This window comes from Mucilaginibacter pedocola (genome assembly GCF_002013915.1).
Taxonomy (GTDB): domain Bacteria; phylum Bacteroidota; class Bacteroidia; order Sphingobacteriales; family Sphingobacteriaceae; genus Mucilaginibacter; species Mucilaginibacter pedocola.
Genome location: NZ_MBTF01000037.1, coordinates 293,063 through 311,484, shown reverse-complemented (window position 1 = coordinate 311,484; position 18,422 = coordinate 293,063). Strand labels below are relative to the sequence as shown.

Sequence of the window (18,422 nt, the reverse complement as noted above, 5' to 3'; positions counted from 1 at the left end):
TCAACTATCAACCATCATCTATTATCTAAAAATGCCGAAGATAAACTACATCCGCCCCTTCCTCTATCCTTACCAGTTAGAGATACTTAACAGCCCCGCGCGTTACACTTGTACCGAGGCAAGTACCAAGGTGGGCAAAACCGCCAGCCATATTGTTTGGCTTTTTGAGGAAGCCCTAAAATGCAAGTCCAACCAGTCGGTATGGTGGGTGGCCCCTACCGTGGTACAGGCCAAAATAGCGTTCGACCGTATGAAGGCGCAAATAAACAACCGCAGCTTCTTCAACTCCAACGAAACCAACCGCTGTATCACCTTAAGCACCGGGGGAAAAATAGAGTTTAAAACGGGCGAGGAACCCGACAACCTCTACGGCGACGATGTTTACGCCTGCGTTATGGATGAGGCCAGCCGCTGCCGCGAGGAGGCCTGGTACGCGCTGCGCAGTACACTAACCGCTACTGCCGGCAAATGCAAATTTATAGGCAACGTAAAAGGGAAGAAAAACTGGTATTACAAGCTATGCCAAAAAGCCAAACAAGGCGGCGATGCTAATTATGCCTACTTCCGCATTACCGCTTATGATGCCGCGGCCGCAGGGCTTGTAACCAAAGATGGCCGCCCCTTCTTGAACGAAATTGAGGAAGCTAAAAAAGACCTGCCCGAAGCTGTATTTAAAGAACTTTACCTGGCCGAAGTTTCCGAAGATGGCAGCAACCCTTTCGGCATTGGGCACATAGCCCGTTGTATTGCGCCACTAAGCAATAACCCACCGGTTTGCTTTGGTATCGATCTGGCAAAAAAGCACGACTACTTCGTCATCATCGGGCTCGACAAGTTTGGGCAGGTTTGCCATTTTACGCGCCAAACCAAAACTACCTGGATGCATGTTACCCAAACCATCCTCAACCTGCCCTACGCACCCATGGCCATTGATAGTACCGGCGTGGGCGACCCAATAGCCGAGCACATTGCCGAGAAGCGTAGCGATGTTACCTCGTTTATTTTCACATCGCGCAGCAAACAACAAATAATGGAAGGCCTGGCCTACGCCGTGCAAAGCCGCGAAATTGCCTTCCCCGAAGGGGCAATAAAAGATGAAATGGAGAATTTCGAGTTCGAATATACCCGCACGGGCGTGCTATACTCGGCCCCCGCCGGCCTGCACGACGACTGCGTATGCAGCCTGGCCCTTGCCCGTCATATTTGGAAAAACAGCCTCGCCCATGGGCAAATAAGTGTGTGGTAATTGGCCGCAAAAGTAATTTATTCGCCAACAGCGCCTGCGTTTGAATACTTAATTGCATGGCAGAAACCGTAATAGCCGCAACGCTGGAGCTTGATTCCAGCCAGGCCAGCAAGAGCATTAAACAATTAAAAACCGAGATCAATGAAGCATCTGAAGAACTCAAAAAGCTAAAACAAGCCTTTGGCGATACAAGCGAACAGGCCACCAAAGCTGCGGAGAAGATAACCGAGCTGGAGAGTAGTATAAAAACCACAAGCGACAGCGCAACGGATGCCAACCCAAAAAAAACGTTCGACGATTTTGCAGAATCGGTTAAAACAACTGTCGCCGGCGTTAGGGCCTTAAATGATACCCTGCAACTGGTAGGTTTAGGGAGCAAAGATGTAGAAGACGCCCTGAAAAAAGTAGAGGGGGCAATGTCCTTCGCCGATAAAATAAGGGGTAATATCCAAAGCTTTATGGCGCTTAAAACCGTTGCCGTTGATGCGTTCAAAAGCATCAATGTGGCCATTAGCAGTACGGGCGTAGGCGCATTGCTGCTTGGATTGGCCGCAGTAGTGGCCTATTGGGATAAAATAAAAGGTGCAATAAGCGGCGTTAGTGCCGAGCAAAAGGCCAACTTGGCCGCCGCTACTGAAAATGCCGACCAGGAAAAAGAAAAGCTTGCTCATATTAACGATCAGGACAATATCCTGAAATCGCAGGGTAAATCGGAAAAGGATATCCTCCAAATAAAATCTAACCAGGTTAAGAAAACTATTGAGGCATCTGAGGCGCAACTTAATGCGCAAAAAATTGCCGACAAAGCCGCTATTAAAACGGCAGAACGCAACCGTAATTTGCTAACCATGCTCATGCAATTATCTTCGGCGCCCTTAGAGGCGCTTACAATGGGGATAGACGCTATTGGCAAAGCGCTCGGCAAAGACTTTGGGCTGAATGACATGCTGAACAAGGGACTAAAGTCGGTTGCCTCGCTGGTGTTTGATCCGGAAGGCATGCAGGAAGAGGCCGATAAGTCGTACAAAGCACAGGAAGACGGTCTTTTAAAGTTAAAGAATCAGAAAGCGGGTTATGATAATGGAATAGCCGAGCAGCAAAAACGCGAAAAACAAAAACTAAATGCTTTTGAGAAAGAATTGCGTGGTATAAAAAACGAGGGTGAGGAGGCGAGGTTAGCAGATGCAAAAGAGCTGGCAAAAAAGCAGCTCGAACACCAATACATTAACCAGCAGAAAGAAATAACGCAAAGCGAAAAAACACAAGAGCAAAAAAACACTTTACTGCTTGAGGCCGAAAAAACATTCCATGCCAAGCTGGATAAGTTAGATAAAGAACAAAATGACGCAAAAGCCGCAAGGGAAAAAACGGCACTGGACCAGCTTGCCAAAATGCGTGAGGATAACGATATTGAGGCCATTGCCAATAAGCAAAAGCACGACGAAGCCAGGATACAAGCCGATTACGAGGCACAGGAACGAGAAATAAAAGGCCAGGACATAAGCAACCAAACAAAAGACCAATTGCTTACCGAAGCGCTTAGAAAACGCGACAGGCTTTTAAAACAAAACAATGCAGAGAACGCTACTGTCCGAATTGAAGAGCTTAAAAGCCAAGCTAACGACGAAACATTGAGCCATGATGAGCGATTGGCCGCAATAGAGGAATGGCATACTAAAATAATCAACAATACAACGATAACCGAGCAGGACAGAAAAAAGATATTACAGGAAAATGTTGATGCAAGGAAAGCCATTGACGAGGCCGAATTAGCCCACAAAAAAGAAATGGCCGATAACCTGTTTAAACTTAACGACCTGGCAGTTGAATTTGCAGGTAAAAACACGCTTGCAGGTAAAGTGCTTGCCGTAACCGCAGCAACTATAAGCACTTATCTGAGCGCCCAAAAGGCTTATGAATCGCAATTAATCGCTTTCGACCCATCATCAGTTATCAGAGCAACTATTGCTGCGGCAGTTGCCGTTGCATCGGGCTTGGCCAACATCAAAAAAATTGTGGCTGTGCAAGTACCCGGTGCGCCGGGTGGTTCTGCACCTTCGGTAGCGGCGGGTGCGCCAGCCCCCATAGTGCCCAAGCCACAAGCTGTAAATACGCAATTGCCGCAAGACCAAATAAACCAAATAGGCAACGCAACTGTACGAGCCTACGTGCTTGAACAGGATATAGACAAGGATAGCTCACGCACCACCCGGCTTAACCGGGCAGCAAGGCTGGGTGGTTAAAAATCGTCTGCTGCTTTGGCTTTACCCGCCATCGTATTCTTCAGGTCATCTATAAGGATATCTATTACCCGCATTTCGGGGATGGCTGTTTTATTAAAAAAGGCGCTGTAAGTACCATCTTCTTTTATGTTCCCTTTAATGCCCATAGCGGCGTCAAGCGAAAATGGTTTTACCTTGCCGGTAATAACGGTAAAGTCGGTAATAATAAACCTGTATTTATTATCCTTTACGGTAATATCTATACTGTAACCCAGCATATGATCGTATGGCCTACTCTCAGTATTAATTTGGCTTACACCCTGTACAACCACCTTGCCGCTCGCCTTGTCCTCCAGCTGTATAACATCTTTTGCCGACTTGAAAGTTTTTACGGCCCAAAGCTTTGCATTGCTAAATAACTGGTCTTTGGTAAGGCCGTCGGCAAGTACAACTTCTTTATAGGTTACTTTTTGTGTAGCACTATCAATAGGAAATTTTTGTGAATAGGCAATTGCGGGAAGTAATAAGGCAAATAGACAGATTAATTGTTTCATCGGTTTAGTGTTTTCTTCTCAGATAAAGCTAACATCGAAAGGTTTAATTAAACGCTTAAAAACTGTAGCATTTGTTGGCCTCCCCGTGTTAATACAACGATGCTAAAGATATAAAAAACACCTTAGTAAATGTACGCCGCCATTTATTTTCTGCAGTTCTGCGAAGCGGCTATTGTCAACAAAAAATAAAAAAGCATCCAACAGCGCATTAGCTTTTATACTTATTTATATGAAAATATCTTGGAACTCTATCTCCGTTGCACAATTTCAGGAAATACATGCCATGGCCATAGCGCCCGAAATTGACGAACTGAGCCGCCTAACCCGCCTTATTTGTGTGGTACACAACCTTACCGAGCAACAGGTGGATGAACTAACTGTAACACAGTTTAACGCCCTGGCTAATGATTGCCGTTTTTTGCTATCGGCACAAATACCCGGCAAACCGGTTAAAAGTTTTATGGTGGGTACGCGTAAATACAGTGTAAACTACACTCCATCTAAACTTAAGCACCGGCAATATGTAGAGATAAGCCACTTTGCTAATGATCCTATAGCTAACCTGCATTACATACTTGCATCAATAGTGCAGCCCGTAAAATGGGGCTTTAAGCAAGCCAACAAAGCATCCCGGCACCAACAAATAGCACAGGACATGCTTAATGCGCCTATTACCGTGTTGTACCACACCTGTATTTTTTTTTGCAAGCTCTACAAAAGTTTAATAGAAGCTATGCGGGCCTCTTTGGTAGCGGAGATGATGGAAGTGGGCAAGAGCCGCAAGCAAGCGGAAGAACTGGTAACAATTTTCTCGGCCGTTATGGATGGATCTATTCAACCAAACAAGTGGCCGAATTTGAAGGCATCAGCTTAGATGCGGCCTACGAATTACCCATTATACAAGTTTTGAACGGGCTGGCATACTTAAAGGCCAAAGCCGTTTATGATACCGAACTAAACAAAAGATGGCAGCAATAAACGATACACTATCGGCGAAAGCTATTTTGAAGCAGGTTGTAAAACAGGTGAGAATAGCCTGGGTGGCAAAACGTGCGGGCAATTCGGCCTTTCAACCAACAGCGTGTGTTACAACCCTGGCCAATTGTGCTGAAGACTTTGCCACTATGGCGGCAGAAAGCTTTAAAAGCCGCGGGCACCCTGCCACCAGCAAATTGTACAAATCGTTTAAGGCCAAAGGCCCTTACCGCTCGGGCAGCAAAGTTACCATGCAAGTTATGGCCTTAGATTATTACAAGTTTGTAAACCAGGGCTCGAAAGCGCCGCTCAGGGCAAAGATTGGGAAAAAGATATTAGGCAATACCAAAGCCGGCCGCTTGTACTCGCTGGCAAGCAAAAAGCGAGGCAAAAATAGCGAGGGTTTTTTTGACGAAGTGGTTGCCATAGGCGGTGCTTATACTGCCGATAGCCTGCAAGAAGCCTTCGTACAGGACATCATTAATTCATTAGAGCAATTTTAACCCAATGGCTATAGAAATAAAAACAACGCCCGGCAGCTACTGCAGCGCGCACGAGGATTTGATATTTGTGGTATATGAAGCTACCAAGGCTACTAACCCCGGCACTTATACCGATTATAAATACGTAGCCAATATATATGTTGGTGCCGAAAGGGTTGCCACCATAAAACGCGTACCACGGCCTGATAATAAAATGGGCGTTTTTAATATAGGCAATATTGTGCGCAACTACGTGTCGGCAGTGTTTAACCCCGAGCCGCTGGCTTTGCGGCCGCAGCAATTAGGCTTAAACGAATTTTATGTGGATGTTACCGTAAAATTTGGAGAGGAATATGGATACTCCCTTTACGAAAACCTGGTTGCCGATAGCCAGCGCAGGTACTATAACCACTACAATGGGCGCATGCCGGGCCAACAGACAGTTTTGGGCGGCTATGCTGATAAGGTAATAAGCAAAAGGCCATACGCAACACCGGTGCAAACTGATGATACCTTTTGCTTTCTGCCCTATTTCCCAACATCGGGCGGGGCAATAAACCTGCTCGTAAAAAGCTATACCGAAACAGGTAATATCCTCAACACTATATCCACTACGTTTACACCTGCTGCATATACTTTACAACTGATCAATATAGCGCCGGCAGTACTTTCAAATTATGCAACTGGCTTTTTGGATGGGGCAGCCTACTACACTGTAAAAATAAACAATAGCGAGTACCGGCTTAACCTGGTGTGCGAAACTCGCTATACCAATTACGCTATCCATTTCCTTAATAAATTTGGCGGTTTCGAAAGCCGGAACTTTAACAAACTAAGCCGTAAAAATATCGCCATTACAAAAACAGGGTACGGGCGGCTCTCCTACGATATCGGAACCGATGGGAGTGTGAACTATTACAATGCCAACGGCGTATATAACCAAACCAATTCGGTATACGCAAGCCAATTTACCGAGAAGCTAACACTCAACTCAGACATACTTACCGACGAGGAATATACCTGGCTGGCTCAATTAGTAGCATCGCCAATGGTTTACCTGCAACAGGGCGAATACTTTTTACCCTGCACCATCAGCGATAATAATTACGAATTACGGCAAACCCTTAACGATAAGCTCACTAACCTAACCCTCAATATCGAGTTTGGCGAAACCTTTAATACACAGTACCGATAGGCATGAAAACCGAGATATTTTTAGAGAATGAACAGCTGGATATCAGTGTCGACCTATCTGCCTTATTAACTATATCCATAGACGATGTGCGCGATTTCAGCAGCCGGCAAACATCGTTCAGTAAAACCATCGTACTACCGGGCACGGCAAAAAACAACCGCATATTCGGGCATATATATGATATTGGTCAGGCCAATGTTTATGATGAAACCAAGCCTAACTTCGGTTACAATTTCAACGCATCCAAAAGTGCCGCCTGTATCATCTTTCAGGATAATATACAAACCTTTAGGGGCGTACTGCGCATATTGCAGATCAATATCGTTAACGGAAGAATAGAGTATGAGGTTAGCGTATTTGGTGATCTTTTTTTATTGAATGCCCAATTAAGCAGCAAACTACTGCAAGACCTGGATCTTAGTGAATACGACCATACTCTTAGCCTCGCCGGCATAATAAACAGTTGGGATAACACCTCCGGCAGTGGTTACTTTTACCCGCTCATCGATCATGGTAACTACTCTGCAGATAAGCACAGTTGGGATTACAGGACGTTCCGCCCGGCTATATACGTAAAAGAATACCTGGATAAAATGTTCGGAAACGCAGGTTTCAGGTATCGATCAGTTTTTTTTAATTCAACAAGATTTGCAAAACTCGTTATTCCGTACAACAGAAAAACGCTCACAAGAACCGCTGCCGGCAGTACGGAATTGTCAAATATAAGTACACCTTCCCGGTTGAGTTCAAGCCCGAATGATATCTCTTGGGCCACTATAACGGGGAGCGGCTTTACATTTAACACCAACAGGAACATTTTTACGTTTGCGGGCTCCGCCACAACAAATGTTGATATAATTGTTGGCGTTAACGGTACCTGGAGCAGTGGAGGAACACACAGCGGGCAACTGCGGCTTTATAAAAATGGTTCGTTGGTAGCTTCTCAAAGCGGCACTTCTACCTCTTTTTTTAGTGTTGGATCATCGGTTTCAACATCTGTAAACCCAGGCGATACATTGAATTACCAATTTTACGCCGATACATCGTTTACATTTTCAAGCGGGCAGGTTGCTGTAGCCACATCAGTGGGATCAACAGCGCAAATACCTATACTGATAGGCGACCCTGTGCCAATGAATGAAATGATACCAAAAAACATTCGGCAGATAGACTTCCTTGTTTCGATCGTCAAGTTGTTCAACCTGTATGTGTACGAGGATAAATTTGATAGCAGGCTCATTTGCATTACGCCATATGTAGATTTTTTTGGCACCGACAACTCAGAATCGGTAGACTGGACTTATAAACTGAACCGTGACGCGAACATTCAGTTGAAACCGATGAGCGAACTTAATGCTAAGCTTTATAAGTTTCAGTACAAAAGCGATTCTGACTATTATAATGATCTTTATAATAAGCGTTATGGCCAATCATATGGTAGCTACATTTTTAATTCTCAGTACGAGTTTGCAGATCAAACCAAAAGCTTTGAACTGATATTTGCGCCCACACCGCTGGTTGGTTATAATGGCGAGGATAAAGTGTATAGTACCATTTTGAAACAAACAGGCACTAAGCAAGCAGAGGCATCGTCAATAGAAGAGGAACAAATTGATAGCGTTGTAAGAATATTGCAGGCAAAAAAAATAACAGACGTTGCATCCTGGGCGATCAAAGACGGGGCAACTACATTGACATCGCCAACGGATTATGGATATGCCGGGCACCTGGATGACCCGGACGCGCCAACGAATGACCTTAACTTTGGGGCACTGGAAGAATTATTCTTTGTCTTAGCAAGCGGCACGCTCAGCAATACACAGTTTAACCTGTACTGGAGCAGCTATATGGCCGAAATAACCGATAAAGACGGCAAACTGCTTACCGCCAGTTTTTACCTTACTCCTGCCGATATATACAACCTCGATCTCTCTAAGTACATCAACATTGATGGCGTGCTATTTCGCCTAAATAAAATAAGCGACTATAACCTGAGTACCCCCGGCGAATGCCAGGTGGAGCTATTGAAGGTTAATTACACGCTGTATTAAGCCTCGGCAAAAGAAATTTTCACTTTTTACTCCCCAAAAGCGAAACACCCCCATCCTTTTTATACTTAATTACATGAACCTCAAAATTTATAAATGTTGCATCGATGACACCTTCGACTCGGAACTCGAGGTAAGCTTCGTAGCCCTGGTAGACCGCCCCGCTATCGAAAAAAACTTCCTGGCTTTTGCCGAAAAAGCAAGATTTGCGGTAAATGAAGACAAGCGTATTATATCCGGGCCGGCTATGCTGGCAGATATACCAATTTACCGTAAGGACGATGCGCTGGGCGAATACTACGTGCAGTTCGATAGAGAAACCATTACGGCTATTGTACAAAAGTTTTTTAAAAAGGGCTTCATCCAAAACTTCAACCTTTTTCATAACCCCGGCCGGCAGCTTAGCGGCGTAACCATTTTCGAAAGCTTTATTACGGACAGCAACCGTGGCATTATGCCCATGAAAGGCTTTGAAGGCAGCGCCGATGGCAGCTGGTTCATATCCGCAAAAGTGGATGATGATGATACCTGGGCACGCATCAAATCGGGCGAACTAAGAGGCTTTTCGGTAGAAGGTATATTCCAATATGTGAAAATGAACGCAAATGACATAAAACGCAGCCCCGAACAAACCCTGGAAATAATTATGAAACTTTTAAACGAAACACAGGCAACAAATTAATACTTAACCAAAACAACACGCATGAACAAAGCGGCAACCATTCTCGAAAGAATAAGACAGGCGTTGAAATTTGACGACCCGGCGCAAACGCCCGCCGAACACACCCTGCCCGATGGCACTATTATAACCGTAAGCCAAATAGCAATAGGTGGCACAGTAGCCATCGACGGCAAACCTGCCCCCGCCGGCGACTACACGCTGGAAGATGAAACGATGCTCATAGTAGACAAAGCAGGCACAATTACCAAGGTAAAAGCACCCAAGGCGATGGCTAAGGACCACCAACTTGCTGATGGCACCGTGCTAACTGTTGATAAACCGGAAGTAGGCGGTAAAGCAACTGTAAAAGGCAGCCCCGCACCGGCAGGCGATTACACCCTGCCTGATGGAACAGTAATTACAGTAGGCGCCGCCGGCCTGATAACCAAAGTGGTATCAGGCAAAGTAAAAGGCAAAACACCTGCACCAAAAACACCGGAACAGTTACGCGCAGCGATGAAAAGGTTTGAGGGCGACGACGATGAAGGTGCATTAGTCAGCGCGTTAGCCGATATAAGGCTTTGCAAAGAGAGCTTTACCGCACAGCAGCAGCAATTACAGGCACTGAAAATACAATTGGCAAAACAGCAGCACATTAACCAGGAACTTGTTGCCCTGTTTACCGAATTTGCCAAACTACCAGGCGGCGAGCTTCCCGAACAAAAAAAGGTTTTCAGCTTCCAGCGTGCCGACTCGAAGAAAACTAAGCTCGATAAATACATCGACGCAGCAGAACGAATTAAAGAACAACAAGCATAAACAAACATCAATAAAATGGCATACGACGTATCCGCACTAAACAACTACACTATCGAAAACGCAGAACTATTGGTACTGCGATCGCTGTTCAGCTCAAAAACGATGAAGCTGATACAGGCAGAAGGCACCGTGATGACGGGCGTAAAAACCTCTGAACAGATAGAAATTATGGAAACCGACGCTATTTTTCAGCAAGGCGGCACCTGCGGTTTCAACTCATCGGGCAACACGCGTTTTACCCAACGCGAGGTTAAAGTGGGCAAAATAAAAGTGAACGAAAGCCTTTGCCCTAAAACGCTCGAAAGCAAATACACTCAAAAAGCCCTGCAAAAAGGCAGCCGCTACGATGCGATACCTTTTGAACAGGACTACACCGACCGCAAAGCCGGTAAAATTGCCGAGCAACTGGAAACAGCCGTTTGGCAGGGTGATACAACCAGCCCTAATGTAAACCTGAACAAATTCGACGGACTGATAAAACTGAACGATGCATCGGGGCAAAACATCAACGCAAACCAGGCGCAGTACATTGCCGGCGGTGCTATCAGCGCGGCCACAGGCATCACCATCGACAACGTTCGCAAAATTGTAGGCAGCCAATGGCTGGCATTACCTGCCGCCCTGCAAGGCAAAGCCGACCTGCGCATATTCTGCGGCTGGGATACCTTCTCAAAATTCATCTCTGCTTATACCGACCAAAACCTGTTCAACTTTGCACCTAAAGGTTCGGAACTGAGTGCCGAGAACGACGAAATTGTGATACCGGGCACCAGCTACCGCCTATCGGCAGTACATGGCTTAGATGGCACCAACAGGTTATTCACCATGCGCACCAGCAACCTTTACCTGGCAACCGACCTGGAGAACGAGGAGGAGAAATGGGAAATATTCTTTGCCAAGGAGGCCGACGAGGTACGTTTTGTGGCCGAATTTAAAGATGGCGTGAACGTAGCCTTCCCTGATGAAGTGGTAACCTTCAAGCTCACAGCCTAAAACTATGCGTAAAAGCATAAAATTAATAACCATTGCCCGGGCGAACGGGTTCATTTAAAAACAACAAAATATGTCTTGCGCATTAACACAAGGTTTTAATTTAGATTGCCGCGACGCTGTAGGCGGCATAAAAGAAATTTACATTATCGAGATAGGCAACGTAAGCACTGTTACCGAGGCAAGCGGCATAGTTTCCGCTATCACCAAAGCACCCGGAAAACGTTTCTGGAAATACAGCCTCATCCGCGAAACCTCGAACTTCAGCGAAACACTTACCGTTAGCGAAGCCAACGGCACCACATTTGCCGCCCAAACCGGCGAGATAATCCTAAACAAACGCCAGGCATCGGTACGTAATGAGCTAATGTTGCTTGCCAAAGGTAATGTTGCCATAGTTGCCGTAGATAATACCGGCAGCGGTTGGCTTTACGGCCGCGAGTATGGTATGATGGTAAACAATGCCGTAGCTGCTACCGGCACTGCCTGGGGCGACCGCAATGGGTATACCGTACCATTCTCTGGTAACGAGAAAGAACTTGCGCCACAGGTACCAGCCAACGTAATACTTACCCTGGAAACTCCGGGCGCTTAACTACTCTCAATAACACCCTTCAAGTTTTTTACCTGAAGGGTGTTATTTCCCGGAAACACTCACCCGCTTTTTATACTTAACTATATGCTGGAGCTAACCGCCGGGCAACAAAGCGAAAAAATAATAGTCACCCTCACCGAACTAACAACGCTTGAAGCCCCTCACTACCTATTCGTTTTCACCCACGTTGCCACAAAACAAGTTGTAGCCGTGGTAATGGGAGCCGACGAAAGTCCCTACCCCGACCGTTACAATCAGTTCGACATTAATACAGCAACTTACTTTGCCGGGATGCCGGTTGGCGAATGGCATTACACCGCGTATCAGCAGGATAACCCCACAAATACCAACCCCGCATTTACTGCCGGCGAAGTTGAATTTGGCAAAATGCGATTGAGCAGCGAAACCGATTTTGAATTTACCCAATACCACCAACCGGCAACCTACAAGGCATACAATGGATAAACAACACGATACTTATAATTTGCCCGAACTGATGTTTGTGAAGTTTGCAGACGCAGCGGTGCCCGAATTTAAGGAAGTAAGGAATAAAGATTTCATACTTTTCGGCAAGGATAACCTATATCCCGAATACCTGCTGTGGCTCTATAACAAATCGGCTAAGCATGGTGCTATCATCAACAGCAAAGCGAAATACATAGCAGGTGGCGGCTTTAAAAGCCGCTCGAGCAAAGAGGGCTTTCAACTCCCCGCGATCAACAACCTTGGCGAAACCTGGGACGATGTAGCTAAAAAGGCAATCAAGGATGTGGAGATATTCGGCGGAGCCCGTTTACTCATTGCCTGGGACCAAGTTGGGCGCATCGGCGAAATTCTGCACCTCCCCTTCCACAAAGTAAGACGGGGTAAAGAAAGCGGCTTTCTCTTCAAAGATGATTGGAAAACCCGCGGCGATGCAATTGCTTACCCTGAGTTTGATGTGAATCAAAGAAAAGGCTTGCAACTATTTGCCTACGATGAATACCGCCCCGGTACCGATGTTTACCCGCTCCCCGAGTATTTGCCATGCAATAATTATATCGAAACCGATATCGAGATAAGCAAGTTCCATCTCTCCGCCATCAAAAATGGTATGATGCCGAGCAAAGCTATCGAGTTTTTCAACGGCGACCCTACCGATGAAAAAAAGCGCGAGATAGAGCAGCGAATGACGAAGAAGTTCTCGGGTGCCGAAAATGCAGGCAAATTCCTGCTGTTCTTCAATTCATCAAAAGAAAAGTCGATCAACATAACCGACCTTTCTGCAAGTGAATTAGACAAACAGTTCGACCTACTGAACAAAACATGCGAGCAGGAAATATTCACCGGGCACCAGGTGGTTAGCCCTATGCTGTTCGGCATAAAAACGCAGGGGCAATTAGGCGGCACCAGCGAATTAACGGCAGCTTACCAAATATTCATTAACACCTACGCCAAACCCAAGCAGGCAGATTGGGAGCGCATAGCCAATTATTTCAGCGCATTTAACGGGCAAATCGCCGACCTCTACATTGAGCAATTAGATCCTGTAGGCATACAAATAGCTATCGATAGCGTAGTAAGCCTGCTGCCAAAAGAGTTCATTTTCGAAAAATTGAACGTGCCAAAAGAATACTGGAACCTACCCGCAACTAACACGAAGGAGGCTGTAGCATGAGCTTGAACATATTACTGGTAAGTGATACAATGATAAAAGACCGTACGGCCATACACGGCAAAATCGACCCTAAATTGCTTTACCCGGATATAAAAATAGCACAGGATATGTATATCCATCCCTTGCTCGGGAGCGCTTTGTATACTAAGTTGCAGTCGCTCATTAGCACCAATACCATAGCCGGCGCATATAAAACCCTGCTGGACGATTTTGTTGCCGATTGCCTTGTCTATTACACGCTTACCGATCTGCCTACCACTATTTCCTACCAGTTTTGGAACAAGGGTGTAGTCAGAAAACTTGGCGAAAACACCGACTTGCCCAGCATGAGCGAATTGGTAGACCTGGCAAACAAATACAAAAATCGCGCTGAATTTTATGCCAACAGATTAAGGCTTTATCTAAGGCAAAACGCGGCAGAATACTTTCCGGAATATATAAACCCGGGAAACGGTATCGACACTATTGTACCCGACGGGCGAAGTTATAGTTGTCCTGTTTATCTGGGTAATGAGGATGTTAAAAAAGACAGGGGCTACGAAAGCTGGTACCAGGGCGATAAACCAAATTGTTGAATATGCCAAAGAAAACCACCCAACGCAACGAACAAAAACTGAAAACATACCTAAAGCAGCATGACGCTAAACCAGATAATACAACGAATAAAAACCATAGCGCTGCGGCAAGGGCAGGTAAAGAGTTTCTTTTACGGTAGTGTAACCGATTTCGCGCTCAGCCATGATACCGCCTATGCGGCCTGTTTCTTGCAGGATAATGGAGGCAATATCGACCCTGATGGTAAAACGCTCAGCTTCAATTTCAAGCTATTCCTGTTAGACCTTGTACATGTTGCCGACGAAGCTAAGCTGAACGAGCTAGATGTGCAAAGTGATATGGTGACAGCGGCACAAGACATCATTGCCGAAATAGCCCATAGCAGCTACAGCGACTGGAAACCATCTTCAGCAAATAACATCACACTCGTAACCGAAGAACTGGATGATATGCTGGCGGGTGTGGTTGTTGATATTACGGTAACTACGCCATATGTGAAAGATGTTTGTGCCGTACCGGGATTGGCGCAACCTGTTTACGCCCTAGTAGAATGGGATTATTTCAATACAGATCCTTACGCAACCATTGCCACAGAGGAGTTCAGGTTCAGTCGGCAGTTGCCTATCGGTTTGCCGTCCTACAGTTTAGATTTCAGTAAAAATGCCAATTATAAATACATCGCCCTGAAAGAGCCCGAAACCGAACCGGAGAAGCTAGGCTGGGCAAATACCCAATACAACTACGGCACCATACCCGACCAGGTGTTTAAACAGCCGATATCTCTCGCTGGGTATCGTTACTACGTAAGCCGCACACCTGTTGTAATCGATTCTACTCACACTATAATTAGTTTTAATGTATAATCCATCCCTTCAAACAACAACGAACAAACCCATTGGGTTAGCGGGCAAACCGGTAGATGCGCGAAGTTACTTTTACGACGATGTGAACTTCGTTTATCGCCCTTACCTGAATACAGCCGAGGTACTTAACTATCTATCTACGCCGGGTAGCAGAACCGGGCAGTTCAGTATAATCATCAACTCCGGCGGCTCGCTCGAAAATGGGGTGATAACCGGCGGCACCAACGCCGAATGGTGGTTTAAAGACAGTGTAGCCGATACCGGGCTTCTTCCAAAAGGGAGCAGCAGTGGCGGCGGCGGAATAGGTGCATGGGGATATATTGTCGGCGACATAACCGACCAGGACGACTTGATGAATGCCTTAAACAATAAGGTTGATAAAGTTACCGGCTATGGCTTATCTGAAAACAACTATACAAATGATGAAAAGGCACTTGTAGCAACAATTGCAGGCAAAGTAGATGAGGTAGCAGGCTACGGGCTTTCGGCAAACGACTACACAAATGCCGATAAGGAATTGGTAGGCACAATAGCCGGAAAACAAGAGAATCTTGGTTTTACTCCCGAAAACATTGCCAATAAAAATGTGGCGGATGGTTATGCAGGTTTAGATAATTCAGGCAAAGTGCCATCTTCCCTCCTACCATCATATGTAGATGATGTTATTGAGGTAGATAACTATAGTTCCCTGCCTGTCGATGGCGAAACCGGAAAAATATACGTCACCCGCGATACCAATTATGAATACCGGTGGGGCGGTTCGGGATACGTGAGGTTAGTAGCCTCGCCGGGCAGCACCGACGCGGTTCCCGAAGGCAGCCTTAACCTGTATTTTAACCTCGCAAGAGTATTAGGCACTTTACTATCGGGACTGTCGCTTGGGTCAGTAAGTGCAATTGCCGCCACCGATAATATCCTGCAGGCATTTGGAAAACTGCAAGCACAAATAAGTTTTCTGCTCAGCGATAGCGTATCAAAATCATCAACAGGCGCGCAAACCATCACAGGTGGTAATCTTGGTATATTGGGCGGCTTCGTATCTAACTATGGCGGGCGCATTGCCACTTGGGCCGGCAGCGTATGGAACGTATCCGGCGGGGGCTATATCGACCTATCTAATGGCGGATTAGGTGGCATCCGATTACTATCCGGTGCTAAAAGTATCTTCTTCGAAAGCAACGTAGGCACCGGCACACCCGGCGAAACCAAAACCATTGAGCAAAAAGGAAACGACCTGATCAGAGTAGATAAAGGCAAAAAAGCACTTTGGGAAGGCGACATACCAAGAAACAAATTAATTGTTAATTTTTATCAATCAGCTATCTAATGGATATTTCATCAAATCAACTATCATTTGCAACCTTAACTGGCGATTACCCTGCTGTAAACATCCCATCGGCAACAACTGCAAACACAATAACCTTGGTAGCGACAGGGCAAACGCATGGCAGCATTATTACCGACCTACTTTTTAGGAGTTTGGATACAACGACAAGAAACTTCGATATTATTTTATGCACCACAGGCGCTCAAACAACGGCAGAAAACGCAGTTGTACAGGTATCGATACCTGCCAGCTCCGGGAATACAGGCGTGACTTCGTTGGCCTCATTGGCCTCCTTAGCACCTGCATTATTCGATATTGATATGGCGGGTAACAGGGTAATTAACCTTGAAAGCACCTGGAGCATTTACGTAAAAAACACATCCGCAACAACCGGAGCTTTTTACGTACGTGCTAAACGAAGAAATTTTTAATATGGAATTAGCGGTTAACACTTCTTTAGCGCACATAGCCAGTCTCCGAAAAAGGAATGTATGGTATAGTGTGAAAGATGGAAATTGGGAAGACCCATCCGTGTGGATGGGTAATGCAGCCGGGCGGCGAGGTATGAAATATCCCAACACCAATGTTGACGATGTGTTTATCAATCATCAGGTGAACATGTCAACTGTCAATTACGCTTACACCGTGGGACACTTGTATATTAATGCTCAAGGCGCTTTAAAGTCATCTAATCTTAACGTGTCCGTTATAATAAATGGTAATCTTCAATGCACCGGGACACTGGATTTTAGTTCTAATTTTAATACAAACGTTGTACTTAATGGTTACGACAATTATATAAACAACCTTATAGCAGGAACATCCAGCACTATAACTTACAATGCGCAGTACACCCAATTTATTTTGGACTTGCCGTATCGCAACCTTACTACTAGTAACACTGGCTTACGGTATTTAACTTCAAACACCGTCATAACTGGAAACTTGACCGTGTTTAATTTAGAGTGCGACAACTATGATCTGACAGTTAATGGCATCACAAGATGTGCGCAAGCCACATCTGCAGATGGTGTTTTTTCCAAATCAGGACCAGGTAATTTATTGTTTGTTGGTGAACTCAGTCGACTTGGAAACCAAGCCAACATAAATTTTAGCGGTAATCCCAACGTTGAGTTTAGAGGAGGTATTAACATGAACATTCTAAATTTCAGCACTGGCAGTGGTACATTCACTTTTACTACAAACCATCAAATTATAGACATTAGGATTTACAATGGCACCGGCACTTGGATCGCGCCAATTTTAATAAAAGGTGCAATTACGGTAACCAATAATGTGAATCTATCAATAATCAACACTTACAGTACAATTAATGGGGACAATACGGAATCGACCTTTATAAACAACGGGCAAGTAAACTTATTTAATATTACCGGCGCCCACATTATGAGTACTGGCTTGTTTATTAATAATGCCACGTCGCTTATAGGATTTTTATTTAACGGAGATTTCACACTGCCAAATTACACCTATAACAGCGTTACAACCGCTGGCACAGGAACTAAGATCCTCGGAAAAAATACTTCAATGACAGGAACACTAACATTCAACGGTGATTTTGATTGCGGCACCTATGATTTGACTGTAGCTGGCAGCCTATTTCAAGGGAATGGTGCAGGTACCTTCTATAAGACGGGTGGCGGAAACATTTTAATTGGTGCCTATTTCGGAGGTGGCGGAGGAGCATCGTTTAATGCCGATTTTACACTTGGCAACCCTAACCTAGAATTTAGAGGCGGTATTAATGTTAACGTTCACTCAATTAAAACTGGCACTGGTACTTGGTCTTTCACGACCAACAACCAAAACATTTTTTTCGGAATTCCTAATATTAATGATTTGCTGGTTGCTCCTTTATTAATCAATGGAGCCATCACAGTTACCAACACTGGAACATCTAACCCCACATGGCTTGGTACAATCAACGGTACACACGCAGCTTCTACATTCGACAACCGAGCGACTTTTACTTACAGGAACGCTCAACAACCAATGCAAACAGGCGTTTTACAAACCAATGCCGCTACCAATACTTTCGTCTACGGACTTGCAGGCCCTCAAGATATAACTCCAGGCATTTATCGAAATTTAACATTGAATAACAGCGGCGTTAAGAAGCTCTTAGGCAACGTAAGTGTTCAAAACACTTATACGTTAACTGCGCCGGCAACTTTAAACCCCAATGGCTTCACTCTAACAAATCCTTAAGAAT

At 45.3% G+C, this 18,422-nt stretch carries 19 protein-coding genes; 18 read left to right on the top strand and 1 reads right to left on the bottom strand.

The features are described 5' to 3' along the window. Window positions 1–31 precede the first annotated feature (31 nt). Complete coding sequence (locus BC343_RS27570) at window positions 32–1,246, top strand: hypothetical protein (RefSeq protein WP_078351029.1); 1,215 nt, start codon at window positions 32–34, stop codon at window positions 1,244–1,246. Between the two features lie 56 nt (window positions 1,247–1,302). After that, window positions 1,303–3,489 carry a hypothetical protein gene (locus BC343_RS27565; RefSeq protein ID WP_078351028.1) on the top strand — a complete coding sequence of 729 codons (2,187 nt, stop codon included), beginning with the start codon at window positions 1,303–1,305 and terminating at the stop codon, window positions 3,487–3,489. On the opposite strand, the gene BC343_RS27560 is transcribed toward BC343_RS27565, so the two are convergent. After that, a complete protein-coding gene (locus BC343_RS27560) occupies window positions 3,486–4,022 on the bottom strand; it encodes a DUF4468 domain-containing protein (RefSeq protein WP_078351027.1) in 537 nt (178 codons plus the stop codon). The genes BC343_RS27565 and BC343_RS27560 overlap by 4 nt on opposite strands. 229 nt (window positions 4,023–4,251) lie before the next feature. Between BC343_RS27560 and BC343_RS27555 the strand changes: the two genes are divergently transcribed. The 16 genes from BC343_RS27555 to BC343_RS27485 all read left to right on the top strand — a co-directional run bounded on the left by BC343_RS27555 (window position 4,252) and on the right by BC343_RS27485 (window position 18,418). Further along, on the top strand, window positions 4,252–4,896 hold the full coding sequence (locus BC343_RS27555) for a hypothetical protein (RefSeq protein WP_143822379.1): 645 nt from the start codon (window positions 4,252–4,254) through the stop codon (window positions 4,894–4,896). Further along, a complete protein-coding gene (locus tag BC343_RS31840) occupies window positions 4,869–5,000 on the top strand; it encodes a hypothetical protein (protein ID WP_262493478.1) in 132 nt (43 codons plus the stop codon). Before BC343_RS27555 ends, BC343_RS31840 begins: the two co-directional genes overlap by 28 nt. Further along, complete coding sequence (locus BC343_RS27550) at window positions 4,988–5,500, top strand: hypothetical protein (protein WP_078351025.1); 513 nt, start codon at window positions 4,988–4,990, stop codon at window positions 5,498–5,500. Before BC343_RS31840 ends, BC343_RS27550 begins: the two co-directional genes overlap by 13 nt. A 4-nt stretch (window positions 5,501–5,504) precedes the next feature. Further along, window positions 5,505–6,674, top strand: a complete 1,170-nt coding sequence (locus BC343_RS27545) for a hypothetical protein (protein ID WP_078351024.1) — start codon at window positions 5,505–5,507, stop codon at window positions 6,672–6,674. 2 nt (window positions 6,675–6,676) lie between these two features. Next, window positions 6,677–8,725: a hypothetical protein gene (locus BC343_RS27540; protein ID WP_078351023.1), complete on the top strand. Its 2,049-nt coding sequence runs from the start codon at window positions 6,677–6,679 to the stop codon at window positions 8,723–8,725. A gap of 73 nt (window positions 8,726–8,798) precedes the next feature. After that, window positions 8,799–9,404, top strand: coding sequence for an XkdF-like putative serine protease domain-containing protein (locus BC343_RS27535; RefSeq protein ID WP_078351022.1), 606 nt, complete (start codon window positions 8,799–8,801; stop codon window positions 9,402–9,404). A gap of 21 nt (window positions 9,405–9,425) precedes the next feature. Continuing rightward, on the top strand, window positions 9,426–10,202 hold the full coding sequence (locus BC343_RS27530) for a hypothetical protein (protein ID WP_078351021.1): 777 nt from the start codon (window positions 9,426–9,428) through the stop codon (window positions 10,200–10,202). Between the two features lie 15 nt (window positions 10,203–10,217). Then, a complete protein-coding gene (locus BC343_RS27525; protein WP_078351020.1) occupies window positions 10,218–11,195 on the top strand; it encodes a hypothetical protein in 978 nt (325 codons plus the stop codon). Window positions 11,196–11,265: 70 nt separating this feature from the next. Next, complete coding sequence (locus BC343_RS27520) at window positions 11,266–11,787, top strand: hypothetical protein (RefSeq protein ID WP_078351019.1); 522 nt, start codon at window positions 11,266–11,268, stop codon at window positions 11,785–11,787. Between the two features lie 84 nt (window positions 11,788–11,871). Further along, entirely contained in the window at window positions 11,872–12,252 is a 381-nt protein-coding gene (locus tag BC343_RS27515) for a hypothetical protein (RefSeq protein ID WP_078351018.1), read from the top strand. Then, window positions 12,245–13,444, top strand: coding sequence for a phage portal family protein (locus BC343_RS27510; RefSeq protein ID WP_078351017.1), 1,200 nt, complete (start codon window positions 12,245–12,247; stop codon window positions 13,442–13,444). Before BC343_RS27515 ends, BC343_RS27510 begins: the two co-directional genes overlap by 8 nt. Continuing rightward, window positions 13,441–14,019 carry a DUF6712 family protein gene (locus tag BC343_RS27505; RefSeq protein WP_143822378.1) on the top strand — a complete coding sequence of 193 codons (579 nt, stop codon included), beginning with the start codon at window positions 13,441–13,443 and terminating at the stop codon, window positions 14,017–14,019. Before BC343_RS27510 ends, BC343_RS27505 begins: the two co-directional genes overlap by 4 nt. Window positions 14,020–14,079: 60 nt before the next feature. Continuing rightward, complete coding sequence (locus tag BC343_RS27500) at window positions 14,080–14,862, top strand: hypothetical protein (RefSeq protein ID WP_078351015.1); 783 nt, start codon at window positions 14,080–14,082, stop codon at window positions 14,860–14,862. After that, complete coding sequence (locus tag BC343_RS27495) at window positions 14,855–16,189, top strand: hypothetical protein (protein WP_078351014.1); 1,335 nt, start codon at window positions 14,855–14,857, stop codon at window positions 16,187–16,189. The genes BC343_RS27500 and BC343_RS27495 overlap by 8 nt, the downstream gene beginning before the upstream one ends. Then, window positions 16,189–16,620, top strand: a complete 432-nt coding sequence (locus BC343_RS27490; protein ID WP_078351013.1) for a hypothetical protein — start codon at window positions 16,189–16,191, stop codon at window positions 16,618–16,620. Before BC343_RS27495 ends, BC343_RS27490 begins: the two co-directional genes overlap by 1 nt. Continuing rightward, window positions 16,598–18,418 (top strand): hypothetical protein, encoded by a 1,821-nt coding sequence (locus BC343_RS27485; protein WP_162276958.1) that lies wholly within the window; start codon window positions 16,598–16,600, stop codon window positions 18,416–18,418. The genes BC343_RS27490 and BC343_RS27485 overlap by 23 nt, the downstream gene beginning before the upstream one ends. Window positions 18,419–18,422 lie beyond the last annotated feature (4 nt).